Below are 16,362 nucleotides of genomic sequence, written 5' to 3'. Positions count from 1 at the left end.
AGCTGAGGACTACAAGGAGTGTGGTGGCAGAGCCAAACGATGGCAAGGCGGCGCGAATTGCGCCCTGTGGCTAAGCCGAAGGACGGGCAGGAGGCTCAGCGGGCGCCGGTCAGTCTGCCCAGTTGCAGCATCATGAGGGTGAGCAGGGCCCCAGTGGCGGCGGTCAGCACCGCCAGCAACAGGCTGCCGAGCAGGAAGGGGGCACCAGGGTCGCCGCCTCGTGCTCCAGCCAGTGCAATGACCAGGTGAGGTGGAAGGGCTCGGGCGTCTGGTGCAGCACCAGGCAGCCGGTGCGATAGGCATAGAGGTACATGAAGGGCAGCGTCAGCGGGTTGTTGAACCAGACCGCCAGCAGGGCCAGCGGCAGGTTGAGGCGAAACGCCAGCGCCAGTCCGACCGCGACGAGGGAGTGCATGGGGATGGGGATCCAGCTGGCGAAGAGGCCGGCCGCCACGGCGCCGCTGAGCGCCCGGGTGCCGCCCTGCCAGAGGGCGGGGGTCAGCAGGCGCTCACCAAAGAGGGCGAACCACTTCTGCTGGCGCAGGGTGTCCGGGTCTATCTTGATACGGGCCAGCCAGCGGCTCAGCATGCCCGCGCCTCCTTGCGCTTCTGCCATTGGCGCACTGTGTTGATGCGCCAGAAGGTGCGGATGAAGGCGTAACCCATCAAGGAACTCAGCAGCGCGAGCACCAAGGAGCCCAGCAGCAGCGGCGGGGCCAGGGTTTCAAATACCGAGACAAGCCACTCCCAGGTGAACTGGATATCGATGTGCTGGGCGGGGTGCCCGAGCAGCTGGCAGCCCACCAGGTAGGCGCCATAGAACAGCGGCGGCATGGTGAAGGGGTTGGAGAGCCAGACCAGGGCGACCGAGAGGGGCAGATTGACCCGAAAGAGGATGGCGCCACCGGCCGCCAGCAGCATCTGACAGGGGAGCGGGATCCAGGCCATGAACAGGCCGACCGCGAAGGCACCGGCGGCGGAGCGGCGGTTGAGGTGCCAGAGGTTGGCATCGAGCAGCAGCTTGCCGAACAGCCGCAAGTGCTTGTGTTCCTTGAGCTTGTCCTGATCGGGCAGCCAGCGTTTTATGAGTCGTTTGGGCATGTTTGAAACCTTGCTAAATACTTGCTCCATGGATCTGCGTCTGTTGTCGTTTGCCCTGGGGGCAAGCTCCTCACTGCTCTGGCCCTGGTTACCCTCTACTGCATGGGGCGGCGCGCTGCTGGCCCTCGCCATCCTGCTCGCCCATGGCCGTCACTGGCGGCTCTTGTTTCTGGTGCTCGGCGTGCTCTGGATGCAGCTGAACCTGCAGTATCGGTTGGCCTGGCTGGACAAGCTGGAGACACAGACCAGCCACATCATAACCGCACGGGTGCAAAGTACGGAGTCCTCGGGCGATAAACCGCGAGATAAATTTGCCCGCCTGCTGCTGCGGGCCGAGACGCTTGACGAGCAGTCCCTCGCGATATCCCCCCTGGTCAGGATCAATGCCTACCAAGGGTTGCCCCCTTTGCCGGCCGGTAGTCGCATCACCCTGGTGAGCTCCCTGAAGCCCGCCCATGGGCTGGCCAACGAGGCGGGCATGGATGGGCGGCGCCTGCTGCTTGGCAAGGGGATCACGGCGACCGGCAACCTGCTCCGTCTCATCGAGGTCCAGGAGGCGGCCCCCGGGATACGGGAGCGCTGGCTGGCCGCAGCCAGCAGCGCCTGGCAGGGGCTGGAGCAGGCCCCCTTGCTGGCGGCGCTCAGCTTCGGGGAGCAGGGGGGGATCACGGATGCCCAGTGGGATCTGTTTCGCGGCAGCGGCCTGACCCACATCATCGCCATCTCGGGTCAGCATATCGCCCTGGTGGCGGTGCTCGGCTGGTGGCTGGGGCGGCTGCTGGGGTTGCGGGGGGCCATTGTGGTCTCCCTCTTGTTTGCCGCCGTCTACAGCTGGCTGGCGGGATTTGCGGTGGCGACCGAGCGGGCCCTCATCATGGTGCTGGTGTGGAGCCTGCTGCGCTGGCGCAAACGGGACTGGCCCAGCCACCGCATCTGGCTGTGGGCCTTCGTGGTGATCGTGCTCTGGGATCCCCTAGCCCTCTACTCGGCCGGTTTCTGGCTCTCCTTCATGGCGGTGGCCCTGCTGTTGCTGGCGAGCCTGCTGCACGCGCGCCCCGGGCTGGTGCGGCTGCAGATCCTGCTGCTGCTCGGCCTGCTGCCCCTGCAACTGCTGCTGTTCGAGGGCATGGCCCCATTGGCGCTTTTGCTCAATCTGCTGGCGTTGCCGCTGTTCTGTCTTGGCATCATTCCGCTGGCGCTGATCGGCGTGCTGTTGGTGCCGCTCTCCACCGCCCTGGCTCATGCTCTCTTCTGGCTGTCCGATCTGGGGCTGACCTGGGTGTTGTGGGGACTCGGCCTGCTGGCGGACCATCTGCAGCTCTGGTGGCCTGTTCCCGGCTGGCTGATGCCCGTCAGCGCCTTGCTGGTGCTGCTGTGGGCGGCCTGGCAACTGCCGGGAGGGCGCGGCTTGCTGCTCCCTGTGGGGGCCGCCCTGCTGCTGGGAGTCTGGCCTGCTCCCACTCCCTGGCAGGTGCGGGTGCTGGATGTGGGGCAGGGCTTGTCGGTGCTCGTCACCCGGGGCGAGCGCGGCATCCTCTATGACACCGGGAATAGCTACCCCGGCGGTTACAACATGGCGGAGGCCGCCATACTGCCCGTGCTGAGCCGCCTCGATGTGCGGGTGCTCGATGCCCTCATCATCAGCCACAAGGACAGGGATCATGCGGGCAACAGGCGCGCCATGCTGCAGGCGATGCCGGTGCGCCGCGAGCTTTCCTCGTTCGGCTTCGCCCGCAGCACTGCGCTGTGTCGCCGCGGTCAGCGCTGGCACTGGCAGGGGCTGGAGGTGCGCGTGCTCTGGCCCGAGCGGCCGGGGGCGGGGCGCAACAACGACAGTTGCGTGGTGCAGATAAGCGACGGCCGGCATCGCATCCTGCTCAGCGGTGACATAGAGCAGGGGGCGGAGCGCCGCCTGCTGGCCCTGGAGAGTCAGGGAGGGGGAGAGGAGCTCGTCAGCACGTTTTCCAGCATTTACCTCAGCACCCTCTCCAGCACTGTGCTGGTGAGCCCTCACCATGGCAGCCGCACCTCCTCGACCCCGGGCTTCGTGGCGGCGGTGAACCCGGATGTCGTCATCCACAGCGCCGGCGACAGAAACCAGTGGCAGTTTCCCCGCCCCGAAGTGGTGGCAAGATACCAGGGGGCCCGTCAGTGGGTGACGGGGCAGGATGGCGCCATCCTGATCGAGGCGGGGGAGGGGGGGCTCAAGATCCGGGCCGAACGCGAGCAGGGCCCCTGGTACAGGCGCAATGGCCACTGGTGGCAGCCCAGGTTATGGCGCTAGGGCCACCCCCTTAGCCGTCATTTCGCTTTGGGATTGGGCCGGGGCTATGGCAACGCCTGGTGTAATCCTGCGCTTTGGCCAGGGCAATAATCCGTCATTTCCCTTTGAGGAAGGGGTAGGGAGATGGTCAGGCTATGGCAACGCTTGGTGTAATCCTGCGCTTTGGCCAGGGCAATAATCCGTCATTTCCCTATGAGTAAGGGGTTGGGAGATGGTCAGGCTATGGCAACGTTTGGTGTAATCCTGCGCTTTGGCCAGGGCAATAATCCGTCATTTCCCTATGAGGAAGGGGTAGGGAGATGGTCAGGCTATGGCAACGCTTGGTGTAATCCTGCGCTTTGGCTAGAATACCCCGTCATTTCCCTTATTAACGGCTATTCATGCAACAAGAAACCTCACAAGAGAGCTGGCCCGTCTTCAAACGCCTGCTCGGTTATGTCCGGGATCGCAAACTGGGGCTGGTGGGCGGCATCATCGGCATGCTGGGTTATGCGGCCGTGGATACCACCTTCGTCTACTCCATCAAGCCGCTCATCGATCAGGGCCTCAACGGCAACGACAGCAGCGTGCTCAAGTGGATGCCCTTCTTCGTGCTCGGCATCGTCGCCCTGCGCGGTTGCGCCGCCTTCCTCTCCAACTACTGCATGGCCTGGGTCGGCAACCATGTGGTGATGCGGCTGCAGCAGCAGGTGTTCAGCCACCTGATGGCCATGCCCATGAGCTTCTTCGACCGCCAGAATACCGGCAACCTGCTCTCCAAGGTGACCTATGACGCCGGTCAGGTGTCGTCCGCCGCAAGCTCGACCCTGGTGTCGCTGGTGCGCGAAGGGGCCACCGTCATCGGCCTGCTCGGCCTGATGTTCTGGCACTCCTGGCAACTGTCGGTGATCTTCCTGGTGGTCGGCCCCGTGGTGGGTGTGCTCATCGGTCTCATCAGCCGTCGTTTTCGCAAGATCAGCCGTCACATCCAGCAGGCGGTGGGTGACATCACCACCTCCACCGAGCAGATGCTCAAGGGCCATAAAGAGGTGCTGATGTTCGGTGGCCAGCAGGTGGAGGACAAGCGCTTCTTCACCGTCAGCAACCGGATGCGCCAGCAGACCATGAAGATGGTGGCGGCCGACGCCATCGGCAGCCCCATAGTCCAGATGGTGGCCTCGGTCGCCCTGGCGGTCTTCCTCTATGTGGCGACCATAGACTCGGTCAAGGCGACCCTGACTGCGGGCACCTTCACCGTCATGGTCACCTCCATGATGATGCTGCTCAAGCCGCTGAAAAGTCTGACCGACGTGAACAACCAGTTCCAGCGTGGCATCACCGCCTGCCAAAGCCTGTTCGGTCTGCTGGACTCCACCCCGGAGCAGGACACCGGCACCCGCACCCTGGAGCGGGCTCGCGGGGAGATAGAGTTTCGCAACGTCACCTTCACCTACCCGACCAAGGAGACCCCGGCGCTGCACAACATCAGCTTCAAGGTGGAGGCGGGCAAGTCAGTGGCCCTGGTGGGTCGCTCCGGCTCCGGCAAGAGCACCATCGCCAGCCTGCTGACCCGCTTCTACGACATAGAGCAGGGGGAGATACTGCTGGATGGCGTCAACATCCGCGAATACAAGTTGAGTGAGCTGCGCAAGCAGTACGCCCTGGTTTCCCAGCATGTGCACCTGTTCAACGACTCCGTGGCCAACAACATCGCCTATGCGGCAGAAGAGAAGTACAGCCGGGAAGAGATCCAGCATGCCGCCCGCATCGCCCATGCCGACGAGTTCGTGCGCAAGATGCCGGAAGGCTATGACACCGTCATCGGCGAGAATGGCGCTTCGTTGTCCGGTGGTCAGCGCCAGCGCATCGCCATCGCCCGCGCCCTGCTGCGTGACTCCCCGGTACTGCTGTTGGACGAGGCCACCTCGGCCCTGGATACCGAGTCCGAACGCCACATCCAGGCGGCCATCGACGAACTGTGCAAGGCGCGCACCTCCCTGGTGATCGCCCATCGTCTCTCCACCATAGAGAAGGCGGACGAGATCCTGGTGATCGACGAGGGTCATATCGTCGAGCGCGGCAACCATGACGCCCTGATGGCCCAACAGGGCACGTATGCCCAGTTGCGGGCCATTCAGTTTGGCAACGTCGCTGTGAGCAACAAGGGCTGATGCTGGAGCGTCTCTGGTACGGCAAGAGTGGCTGGCGCTGGGCACTGGCCCCCTTGGCCCTGCTGTTTGCCCTCGTCAGCGGCGGGCGCCGCTTCGCCTACCGGCGCGGCTGGTTCAGCACCTATCGCGCCAGCCTGCCGGTGATCGTGGTGGGCAATATCTCGGTCGGTGGCAACGGCAAGACCCCTGTGGTGGTCTGGCTGGTGGAACAGCTTCAAGCCCGTGGCTGGCGCCCCGGCGTGGTCAGCCGGGGTTACGGTGGCAAGGCGCCCCATTACCCTTACCGGCTGGGTACCAGCAGCACCACCGCCCAGGCGGGGGATGAGCCGGTGCTCATCGCAAGGCGCTGCGGCTGCCCCCTGGTGGTGGCCCCCAAGCGCGCCGATGCGGTGCGTCTGCTTGAGCAGAGCGGCGAGGTGGACATCATCATCACCGACGACGGTCTGCAGCACTATGCCCTGGCCCGGGACATCGAACTGGTGGTGGTGGATGGGGCCCGGCGCTTCGGCAATGGCTGCCTGCTGCCCATGGGGCCGCTGCGGGAACCCATGACCCGCCTCAAGCGGGTCGATGCCATCATCTGCAACGGCGGGACCCCGGCCCAGGGGGAATACCCCATGGCACTGGTGGCGGCCGCGCCGCGCCGCGTATGCGACGATGCCCCCCTCGAGGCTCCCCTCGCCGGACCTGTGGACGCATTGGCGGGCATAGGCCATCCTCCCCGCTTCTTCGCCACCCTGACCGGACTCGGTTATGAGCTGGCAGAGAGTGTCGGTTATGCGGATCATCAGGCCTTTGATCGGGATGAGCTGCTCGCCCGCTTCGGCGAGCGCCCCCTGCTGATGACGGAGAAGGATGCGGTCAAGTGCCGGGCCTTCGCGCCGGCGCACTGGTGGTATCTGCCGGTGAGCGCCGAGTTGCCCGCCTCACTGCTCGACACCCTGTTGCAGCGGTTGACCCCGCCGCAAGCGCCCGGCCCTGACCATGCACATTGAATGGCACAAGATCATCGCCTGCACGGCATCATAGCCCGTGCGGCGCCGTTGCAAGGAGCCGGCTTCCGGCTCCGGCGATGGACCATTAAACTGCTCGGCTGCATAGCCCGCTCGAGATCGTCGCTTGCTCGACATCGTTGAAGGAGTTTCGTTTTGGCACTGGATATCAAATTGCTCGACATCATCGCCTGCCCGGTTTGCAAGGGGAAGCTGCACTATCAACCGCAGTCGGACAAGGCCGCCCATGAGCTCATCTGCCGCTTCGACAGACTGGCCTATCCGCTGGAGGAGGGGATCCCCGTCCTCTTGGAGAACCGGGCGCGTCATCTGCCCCTGGAAGAGCTGAAGCCATGAGTTTCGTCGTCGTCATTCCGGCCCGCTACGCCTCCACCCGCTTGCCGGGCAAGCCGCTGGCGGACATCCATGGCAAGCCCATGGTGCAGCACGTGGTGGAGAAGGCCCTGCAATCGGGCGCCGATCGGGTGATAGTCGCCACCGACGATGAGCGGGTGCAGCAGGCGCTGCAGACCACCGGCGTCGAGGTGTGCATGACATCGAAGGATCACCAGTCCGGCACCGAGCGTCTGGCCGAGGTATGCCGTCACTACGGCTTTGCCGCCGATACTATCGTGGTCAACGTGCAGGGGGATGAGCCCCTGATCCCGCCCGCCATCATTCGCCAGGTGGCGGACAACCTGGCCGCCGCCACGGCGCCTATGGCCACCCTGTCCGTGCCCATCCAGGACGCCGAAGAGGCGTTCAACCCCAATGCGGTCAAGGTGGTGACGGACAAGGATGGCTACGCCCTCTACTTCAGCCGGGCCAGCATTCCCTGGGACAGGGATCGCTTTGCCAAGAGCCGGGAGCAGATTGGCAGCCACTATCAGCGCCACATCGGCATCTACGCCTATCGCGCCGGCTTCATCCAGCGCTACGTGGACTGGGCGCCGAGCGCGCTCGAGCAGGTAGAGGCGCTGGAGCAGCTGCGGGTGCTCTGGTACGGGGAGAAGATCCACGTCGCCCAGGCCCTGGAGGCCCCCCCGGTCGGGGTGGATACCCAGCAGGACCTGGACAAGGTGCGTGCGCTGCTGGCCCACTGAGGCTGGCGACACCAAAGTTGACCGATACGGCGCCTTCAGGCGCCGTTTTTTCGTTGATTATTTATATAATAAGTTGATTTAAAACGGCTTTTACGAGCGATTTCAAACTTTTCCCGGCCATGGTTTGCCAAATCATCGAGTTTGGTTATGATGCAAGACGCCGTGTTAACCCTAACTGGCATATAACGAGATAAAAAACGGGGTGTTTGGGTGATTAATGTATTCCTGGTCGATGATCATGAGTTGGTGCGTACAGGGATAAGACGCATTTTGGAAGATGTCCGCGGGATCAAGGTGGTGGGCGAGGCACAGAGCGGGGAAACCGCCGTGGCCTTCTGTCGGCAGCATCACCCCGACGTGATCCTGATGGACATGAACATGCCGGGCATCGGCGGTCTGGAAGCGACCCGCAAGATCCTGCGGCTGCGCCCCGATGTGCGCATCATAGTGCTGACCATTCATTCCGAGAATCCGTTCCCCACCAAGGTGATGCAGGCGGGTGCCGCCGGATACCTCACCAAGGGGGCCGCGCCGGACGAGATGATCCACGCCATTCGCCTGGTGCACTCCGGCCAGCGTTACATCTCCCCCGAGATAGCCCAGCAGATGGCTCTCAGCCAGTTTGCCTCGGCGGACGAGAACCCCTTCAAGTCCCTCTCCGAGCGCGAGTTGCAGATCATGATGATGATCACCAAGGGGCAGAAGGTGACCGACATCTCGGAGCAGCTCAACCTGAGCCCGAAGACGGTCAACAGCTATCGCTACCGCCTGTTCAGCAAGCTCAACATCAATGGCGATGTTGAGCTGACCCATCTGGCCATTCGCTATGGCATGCTGGATGCCGACACCCTGTAAGGGGTCGTGTGGACACCAAAGGCGGCACCGGCCGCCTTTTGCTTTTTCAGCCCCTTTTGCTTTTCAGTCTGTGGGCGCAGTATGCTTCCCCCGTCTTTTTGCATTCATCCGTTGAGTCGAGTTGCCGATGACCCTCTCTCCCGAGCCCCTTTTTGACAGCAAGGCCTTTCTGAGTGCCGTGACTCACCAGAGCGGCGTCTACCGCATGTATGACGGCGGTGGCACTGTCATCTACGTGGGCAAGGCCAAGGATCTGAAAAAACGGCTCGCCTCCTACTTTCGCACCAATGTCGACAGTATCAAGACCCGCACCCTGGTGCGCCAGATAGCCGACATCCAGGTCACTGTCACCCACACAGAGACAGAGGCGCTGATCCTCGAGCACAACCTCATCAAGCAGTACCAGCCGCGCTACAACGTGCTGCTGCGGGATGACAAGTCCTACCCCTGGATCATCATCACGGCGCACCAGCATCCCCGTATCGGCGTGCATCGCGGTGCCCGCAAGGTAAAGGGGGAGTACTTCGGTCCATACCCCTCCGGCGGCGCGGTGCGAGAGAGCCTGCACCTGATGCAGAAGATCTTCCCGGTGCGTCAGTGCGAGGACGCCGTCTATGCCAACCGTACCCGCCCCTGCCTGCTCTATCAGCTCAAGCGCTGCGCCGGCCCCTGCGTGGCTGGGCTGGTGAGCGAGTCGGAATATGCCCAGCAGGTGGAGCTGGCCAAGCTGTTCTTGGCGGGCAAGAACCAGCAGGTGATAGGGGAACTGGTGGGCAAGATGGAGTCCGCCAGCGGCGATCTGCGCTTCGAGGAGGCGGCCCGCTACCGGGATCAGATCCAGGCCCTGCGCCGGGTCACCGAGCAGCAGTCGGTGAGTGGCAACGTGCTGGACGAGCTGGATGTGGTAGGGGTGGCCTTCGATCAGGGGGCGGCCTGCATCCATGTGCTCTTCATCCGTCAGGGCAAGGTGCTGGGTTCCCGCAGCTACTTCCCCAAGGTGCCGAGCGATACGCCGCTGGAGGAGGTGGTGCAATCCTTCCTGCTGCAGTTCTATCTGTCGGGGCAGGGGGGACGGCAGATCCCGAGCGAGGTGCTGCTGGATGTGGCGCTGGAAGACGAGGCGGTGATCGCCGAGACCCTGAGCCAGACCGCAGGTTACAAGGTGCGGGTGCAAAGCCGCACCCGCAGCGAACGGGCCCGCTTTATCAAGCTCGCCTCCATCAACGCCCAGACGGCGCTGCGCTCGCGCCTGGCCCACAAGAGTACCATCACAGCCCGCTACGACCAGCTGGAGGAGTTGCTGGAGCTCGAGACCCCCATCGCCCGCATGGAGTGTTTCGACATTTCCCACACCATGGGGGAGCGCACCGTCGCCTCTTGCGTGGTGTTCAACCGGGAGGGGCCGCTCTCATCGGAATATCGCCGCTTCAACATTGACGGCATCACGGGGGGCGATGACTACGCCGCCATGGAGCAGGCGCTGGAGCGCCGCTTTGGCAAGCAGCAGGAGCCGGACAAGGTGCCTGACGTGCTCTTCATCGACGGCGGCCTCGGCCAGCTGCGCCGCGCCGAGGAGATCCTGACTCGCCAGCTGGAGTTTCTCGGCGGCAAGTACCCGCTGCTGGTGGGCATCGCCAAGGGGGTGACCCGCAAGGCGGGGCTGGAGACCCTGATCCTGGGGGAGAGCCACGAAGAGCTGCACTTGCCGGCAGATATGCCCGCTTTGCACCTTATTCAGCACATTCGCGATGAATCCCACCGTTTTGCCATCACAGGCCACAGGGCCCGCCGTGCCAAGGCCCGCACCACCAGTACTCTGGAGGACATTCCGGGGGTGGGGCCCAAGCGGCGGCAGGCTCTGCTCAAATACCTGGGCGGTCTGCAGGAGGTGAAGAAGGCGGGGGTGGACGAGCTTGCCAAGGTGCCCGGCATCAGCCAGGAGCTGGCACAGTCCATTCACGACGCCCTGCACTCGCTCTGACCCGGGATAAAGATTGTTGTTCAGAAGAGGCAAGACCCAGGAGCGGGTCTGACCCGGGCCACCTTGAGTGGGTGGCATTTGATGTGGATCCCGCAAACCGGCCCCGGCAGCACAAGAGCCGTGACGCAGGGGGCCCGCAAATGCCATAATGGCATGCATCATGAGGTTATTGATGGATTAATAGACCAAGGCGGGCGCCTGTCCGGTTGCAACGGTGATCGGCTTGGGGCTACCATGTAGCGGCATACAAGAAGTGGCTGAAAATAATGACAAATATTCCTAACCTGCTGACGTTTTTTCGGATTTTGCTCATCCCCGTCTTCGTCATCCTGTTCTACCTTCCCTATCAGTGGTCCTACATGGCGGCTGCGCTTGTCTTCATCCTGGCGGCCGCGACTGACTGGTTTGATGGCTATCTCGCCCGCAAGCTGAACCAGTCCACCGCCTTCGGTGCCTTCCTCGATCCCGTTGCCGACAAGATCATGGTGGCGGCTGCTCTGGTGGTCATCGTCGAACACTACAACACCATCTGGGTCACCATACCGGCCATGACCATGATTGGCCGCGAGATCATCATCTCCGCTCTGCGGGAATGGATGGCGGAGCTCGGCAAGCGCTCCTCGGTGGCGGTCAGCTGGATTGGCAAGTGGAAGACCATGATCCAGATGGTGTCGCTCACCGGCCTCATCTGGCAATACGACATCTGGATGGTATGGCTCGCCTACGTGCTGCTCTATGTCGCCACCGTGCTCACCTTCTGGTCCATGTTCCAGTACATGAAGGCCGCCTGGGGGGATCTGACCTACCACTCCCGCTTCTAGTCCGCCCATGGGCAAATGGCCGTTTCCTTGCCGTTGGGGCAGAGAAACGGCCATGAGTGGCAAAAGTGTGGGAGAAGGGCAAAAAATGCCCGAACGATCAGAGTATTAAATGTTTTTGGTTGACTGGACGAGGAACATCGCTAGAATGCGTTCTCGTAGTTAGGCAGTCAGCCAGACCGATGCGGGAATAGCTCAGTTGGTAGAGCACGACCTTGCCAAGGTCGGGGTCGCGAGTTCGAGTCTCGTTTCCCGCTCCAAATTCAGACAATAGAGAGCCAACTCTCTTTTGCATGGCGCGTTAGCAAAGCGGTTATGCAGCGGATTGCAAATCCGTTTAGTCCGGTTCGACTCCGGAACGTGCCTCCATATTGACAAGCCCGCGGCGCGGACTTGATACCGATTGCGGTGCCCGAGTGGTGAAATCGGTAGACACAAGGGATTTAAAAGTGCGCCTGTAGAGGGCGTAGTGACGATGATGTAGGCATACATCCCCACTGAAAGAGAAGTGGGTAAACCAGCATCTTACCTGAGGGGGAAATCCCCAAGGGGACAGTAGCATGATGCGAAAAGTCATAAGGTGAAGGGGTATTTACCTGAGCCCATGGCAGGTATAAAGGATATGGTAAAAGCTAAACTGCTTGAACTCTAGCTTGAGCGCGGGACACCCTCCCGATGGGAAACAAATACTGAGATCCCATTGCAAGAAGATATAAATCAAGATTTTAAGGATTTATATATCTTTCCTTCTTGCCGCAGCCCTAATGAAGGGACTAAAAAGCGAAAGGAGTACCTAAGTCCTGAGCAACGTCATTACGTTAACGCAGGGATGGCCTAAGTTACGCGAGTAATATGGTCACAGAGTAGTCGTAGTAGAGTTGTGCCACGATGGTGAAATTGGTAAACACAGCGCATTTAAAATGCGCCGCTAATGGCCTGCGGGTTCGAGTCCCGCTCGTGGCACCATTATTTCCTTAATCGGAAAGGGGTTTAGCACATGCAAGTGTGTCTAACTCAGAAGGGCTACAGGTAAGTGAGGATAGCCGAGCTATGGTAGAATCGGAGGATTCATGAATATCAAAGCAAGGTTAGAGACTCTAAAGAAGTTAAACCACAATCCCTTGTGGGTCAACGATAATCTCTTCAAACTGATCTGCTCTCCGCAGTTAGCCGTTATAGCCTACGAAAGCATCAAATCCAAGCCGGGAAATATGACGGCAGGGGATGATGGGTCTACTCTTGACGAAATATCCCTTACTAAGATTGGTAATTTATGTAAGTCCATACAGGATCAGTCATATAAACCAATCCCTGTGAGAAGGAAATTTATCCCCAAAGCCAATGGTAAACAAAGGCCACTAGGGATTCCTTCGCCGAAGGACAAAATTGTACAGGAAATGCTTCGAATAATACTCGAAAGTATTTATGACTCAGAAAAACCTACCTTCGAAGACTCAAGCCATGGATTCAGAGCTAACAGAAGCTGTCACACGGCGCTAAAGGAGTTCCAATGCTGGCAAGGTACTAGATGGATCGTAGAGGGAGATATTTCAGGCTTCTTCGACAATATTAACCACCATATACTCATATCTCTTCTTAGGAAAAGAATTGAGGACGAGAGGTTCATAAATCTAATCTGGAAATTCCTTAGAGCGGAAATTAGAGAAGAAAATAATTCTCTGACCAAAAGCTTAAAGGGAACACCGCAAGGGGGCGTAATTAGCCCAATACTTGCCAACATATACTTACATGAGTTCGACCTTTGGGCATCAAATCTCAGAGACGAGCTTAATAAAGGTAAGAAAAGGAAGCCTAATCCGGACTGGCGTAAGTTGAACAGACGCAGGCTATATGTCCTAGATAAGAACGGCGGAGTCGAAACCGAAGAGACTATTGAGTTAAAGCGACAGGCTGACGAAATGCCATCGATAATGACAGATGATCCTGATTTCTGTCGCATCTACTATGTTAGGGAAGGTGCGAACAAGTCCCTGATATGAGATCATGTTTGTCATCTGGAGCCATGAAAAAGGGTTCATCATGAGTCATCAGCTCACCTTCGCCGACAGTGAATTCAGCAGTAAGCGCCGTCAGACCAGAAAAGAGATTTTCTTGTCCCGCATGGAGCAGATTCTGCCATGGCAAAACATGGTGGAAGTCATCGAGCCGTTTTATCCCAAGGCTGGTAATGGCCGGCGACCTTATCCGCTGGAAACCATGCTACGCATTCACTGCATGCAGCATTGGTACAACCTGAGCGATGGCGCGATGGAAGATGCTCTGTACGAAATCGCCTCCATGCGTCTGTTTGCCCGGTTATCCCTGGATAGCGCCTTGCCGGACCGCACCACCATCATGAATTTCCGCCACCTGCTGGAGCAGCATCAACTGGCCCGCCAATTGTTCAAGACCATCAATCGCTGGCTGGCCGAAGCAGGCGTCATGATGACTCAAGGCACCTTGGTCGATGCCACCATCATTGAGGCACCCAGCTCGACCAAGAACAAAGAGCAGCAACGCGATCCGGAGATGCATCAGACCAAGAAAGGCAATCAGTGGCACTTTGGCATGAAGGCCCACATTGGTGTCGATGCCAAGAGTGGCCTGACCCACAGCCTAGTCACCACCGCGGCCAACGAGCATGACCTCAATCAGCTGGGTAATCTGCTGCATGGAGAGGAGCAATTTGTCTCAGCCGATGCCGGCTACCAAGGGGCGCCACAGCGCGAGGAGCTGGCCGAGGTGGATGTGGACTGGCTGATCGCCGAGCGCCCCGGCAAGGTAAGAACCTTGAAACAGCATCCACGCAAGAACAAAACGGCCATCAACATCGAATACATGAAAGCCAGCATCCGGGCCAAGGTGGAGCACCCGTTTCGCATCATCAAGCGACAGTTCGGCTTCGTGAAAGCCAGATACAAGGGGTTGCTGAAAAACGATAACCAACTGGCGATGTTATTCACGCTGGCCAACCTGTTTCGGGCGGACCAAATGATACGTCAGTGGGAGAGATCTCACTAAAAACTGGGAATAACGCCTTAAATGGCGAAGAAACGGTCTAAATAGGCTGATTCAAGGCATTTACGGGAGAAAAGATCGGCTCAAACTGAAACCTGATTACCCATGATTAGCAGTCAGTTACCACGAACTATACTGATCTTACGTACAGTTATCGAGGTGCGAGATCATGGCCAAAAGCAAAATCCAATTCCAGAAAGGCTACAGCCTGTTTGAGTTTCTCAAGGACTATGGCACTGAGGCTCAGTGCGAAAACGCGCTGTTCACTTGGCGTTTTCCTAACGGCTTTGTCTGCCCTGAATGTGCCAACAAGACCTGTTGTCGCCTGAGAAGGCGGCCACGTGTGTGGCAATGCAATCACTGCCGTCACCAGATGTCATTGACTGGAAACACGATTTTCGCAAACACCAAGCTCCCACTGACCAAGTGGTTTCTGGCAATGCACCTGTTGTCACAAACCAAAACAGGCTTGTCAGCGATGGAGCTAAAGCGCCAGTTGGGCGTCAAATATGACACCGCCTGGATGCTCAAGCACAAGCTGCTGCAAGCCATGAAAGAGTCCGATGACAAGCAGCCCATCAGCGGCATCATTCAGCTCGATGATGTCTACTGGGGTGGCGAGCGCCGTGGTGGCAAACGGGGTCGGGGCGCGGCAGGCAAGACGCCGTTTGTGGCAGCAGTGGCCCTGAACAAGGAAGGACATCCAATCAAGATGCGGATGACGGTGGTCGATGGTTTCAAAACCAAGTCCGTTGCTGATTGGGCAAAACGGCATATTGCCAGTGGTAGCGCGGTGATATCCGATGGATTGGCCTGTTTCAAAGCGGTCAAGGAGGCCAATTGTGAGCACCTGGGTGTTGTCACTGGGGGCAACCTGGACTGGCTGGATCATCCGGCATTCAACTGGGTAAACACGATGATAGGAAATGTGAAAAACTCGCTGCGGGGCAGTTGCCATACGCTCGGAGCGAAGCATTTACCAAGGCATCTTGCGGAATACTGCTTCCGGTTTAATCATCGTTTTGACCTCAAGAGCATGTTGGTTGAATTGGGGCATGCAGTCGTGGCAAGCCCTCCGATGCCATATCGGCTCTTGAAGCTGGCTGAGGGTCATGGGTAATCAGGAACTGAAAAAATGAAATGACTGAGTCAGCCGAGAAGAATTTCCCCGCTTATTCGCACCTTCCTAAGCTCTCCTGGGTAATGTATATTCTCCAATACTCGTGCATTATGACAATCGCTCATAAACGCAGGGTGAGAGTTCCTAAGGTGATTCAAAAATACGGTGTTTTCCCAAAGGTTAGTTACCAAAGTGGAAGTGGTGAAGCTAGATTTGTACAATTCTGGAAACCGGAACAGTGGCAGAAGGAAATAATTACAAACATTGCGCCAGATGATATTGAAATAGTCTTGGCGAAGATGTATAGCTTAACCAGATCGAAGCTGGGTAATAATTGCATGGTGTGCGGTACAAGAGACAGTATCGAAATGCACCATGTAAGAGCCCTCAGAATAGGCAATAAGAGGGTTACTAAAGGGTTTAACCAGATAATGAGCGCGATTAATAGGAAGCAAGTACCACTCTGTGCTAAATGCCATGATAATGTCCACAACGGAACTTATGATGGAATTAAGTTATCGGAACTAGCTTATATTCCACAATAAAAAATCGCAAAACTTACTGGAGAGCCGGATGCTATGAAAGTCGCACGTCCGGTTCGGTGGGAGCCTCTTCGATTTCTTCCTGAGAAGCGGGGAGGCGACCCAATTCCCTCGACGTTCGCGTCGTGCCGGTTCGATTCCGGCCTCGGGCACCATTAAAATTGAAGAAAAAAGCCTTACAGATTAAACAGATACGACGCTTCATTGCGTCGTTTTTGTTTCTGCTCCCCAGCGTTTCCCCTCTCTCACTTTTCCTTTCTTGTCCATTTCTTGTCTAAGCGACTTACTACTTCCTGCTACTCGTTGCGAACAACCTGCTCAGTCTTCCAACATAGCCAAGGACGTTTGGTAGGCTACTGCTCCGGACTTTTCCGGGGTCTGTCTCTGGTACTAAGGCA

13 protein-coding genes, 3 tRNA genes and 1 pseudogene are annotated in these 16,362 nt (G+C 58.9%); 15 read left to right on the top strand and 2 right to left on the bottom strand.

The features are described from left to right. Positions 1–95: 95 nt before the first annotated feature. Positions 96–589 (bottom strand): annotated as a pseudogene (locus tag ACB030_RS05290) (DUF2062 domain-containing protein). After that, complete coding sequence (locus ACB030_RS05285) at positions 583–1,101, bottom strand: DUF2062 domain-containing protein (RefSeq protein WP_025327482.1); 519 nt, start codon at positions 1,099–1,101, stop codon at positions 583–585. The pseudogene ACB030_RS05290 and the gene ACB030_RS05285 overlap by 7 nt, the downstream one beginning before the upstream one ends. 28 nt (positions 1,102–1,129) lie before the next feature. Here ACB030_RS05285 and ACB030_RS05280 point away from each other — a divergent pair, with 28 nt between their 5' ends. From ACB030_RS05280 to ACB030_RS05210, 15 genes are all read left to right on the top strand, one after another. Further along, positions 1,130–3,385 carry a DNA internalization-related competence protein ComEC/Rec2 gene (locus tag ACB030_RS05280; RefSeq protein ID WP_371158610.1) on the top strand — a complete coding sequence of 752 codons (2,256 nt, stop codon included), beginning with the start codon at positions 1,130–1,132 and terminating at the stop codon, positions 3,383–3,385. Between the two features lie 380 nt (positions 3,386–3,765). Further along, positions 3,766–5,535, top strand: coding sequence for a lipid A ABC transporter ATP-binding protein/permease MsbA (gene msbA, locus ACB030_RS05275; RefSeq protein ID WP_371158537.1), 1,770 nt, complete (start codon positions 3,766–3,768; stop codon positions 5,533–5,535). Beyond that, entirely contained in the window at positions 5,535–6,530 is a 996-nt protein-coding gene (lpxK, locus tag ACB030_RS05270) for a tetraacyldisaccharide 4'-kinase (RefSeq protein WP_371158536.1), read from the top strand. The genes msbA and lpxK overlap by 1 nt, the downstream gene beginning before the upstream one ends. A 153-nt stretch (positions 6,531–6,683) precedes the next feature. Continuing rightward, positions 6,684–6,884, top strand: coding sequence for a Trm112 family protein (locus tag ACB030_RS05265; RefSeq protein ID WP_005331987.1), 201 nt, complete (start codon positions 6,684–6,686; stop codon positions 6,882–6,884). Next, positions 6,881–7,630: a 3-deoxy-manno-octulosonate cytidylyltransferase gene (kdsB, locus tag ACB030_RS05260; RefSeq protein ID WP_168235365.1), complete on the top strand. Its 750-nt coding sequence runs from the start codon at positions 6,881–6,883 to the stop codon at positions 7,628–7,630. Before ACB030_RS05265 ends, kdsB begins: the two co-directional genes overlap by 4 nt. Positions 7,631–7,840: 210 nt before the next feature. Further along, positions 7,841–8,485 carry a UvrY/SirA/GacA family response regulator transcription factor gene (gene uvrY / locus ACB030_RS05255; protein WP_106886408.1) on the top strand — a complete coding sequence of 215 codons (645 nt, stop codon included), beginning with the start codon at positions 7,841–7,843 and terminating at the stop codon, positions 8,483–8,485. 127 nt (positions 8,486–8,612) lie between these two features. Beyond that, positions 8,613–10,466, top strand: a complete 1,854-nt coding sequence (gene uvrC, locus ACB030_RS05250; protein ID WP_371158535.1) for an excinuclease ABC subunit UvrC — start codon at positions 8,613–8,615, stop codon at positions 10,464–10,466. 266 nt (positions 10,467–10,732) lie between these two features. Next, a complete protein-coding gene (gene pgsA / locus ACB030_RS05245) occupies positions 10,733–11,287 on the top strand; it encodes a CDP-diacylglycerol--glycerol-3-phosphate 3-phosphatidyltransferase (protein ID WP_025327475.1) in 555 nt (184 codons plus the stop codon). A 181-nt stretch (positions 11,288–11,468) separates the two neighbouring features. Beyond that, positions 11,469–11,544 (top strand) — tRNA-Gly (locus ACB030_RS05240). Positions 11,545–11,579: 35 nt separating this feature from the next. Beyond that, positions 11,580–11,653, top strand: a tRNA-Cys gene (locus ACB030_RS05235). A 513-nt stretch (positions 11,654–12,166) separates the two neighbouring features. Then, positions 12,167–12,250 (top strand) — tRNA-Leu (locus ACB030_RS05230). Positions 12,251–12,354: 104 nt separating this feature from the next. After that, positions 12,355–13,284, top strand: coding sequence for a reverse transcriptase domain-containing protein (locus tag ACB030_RS05225; RefSeq protein WP_371158534.1), 930 nt, complete (start codon positions 12,355–12,357; stop codon positions 13,282–13,284). A gap of 40 nt (positions 13,285–13,324) precedes the next feature. After that, positions 13,325–14,305, top strand: coding sequence for an IS5-like element IS5 family transposase (locus tag ACB030_RS05220; protein WP_000019402.1), 981 nt, complete (start codon positions 13,325–13,327; stop codon positions 14,303–14,305). A 166-nt stretch (positions 14,306–14,471) separates the two neighbouring features. Further along, a complete protein-coding gene (locus ACB030_RS05215) occupies positions 14,472–15,422 on the top strand; it encodes an IS1595-like element ISKpn3 family transposase (protein ID WP_005342491.1) in 951 nt (316 codons plus the stop codon). 20 nt (positions 15,423–15,442) lie between these two features. Next, entirely contained in the window at positions 15,443–15,967 is a 525-nt protein-coding gene (locus ACB030_RS05210; RefSeq protein ID WP_371158533.1) for an HNH endonuclease signature motif containing protein, read from the top strand. Positions 15,968–16,362 lie beyond the last annotated feature (395 nt).

Source organism: Aeromonas sp. S16(2024) (assembly GCF_041403065.1).
Taxonomy (GTDB): Bacteria; Pseudomonadota; Gammaproteobacteria; order Enterobacterales; family Aeromonadaceae; genus Aeromonas.
The sequence above is the reverse complement of the archived record's forward strand: the minus strand, read 5'-3'. Positions and strand labels throughout refer to the sequence as shown.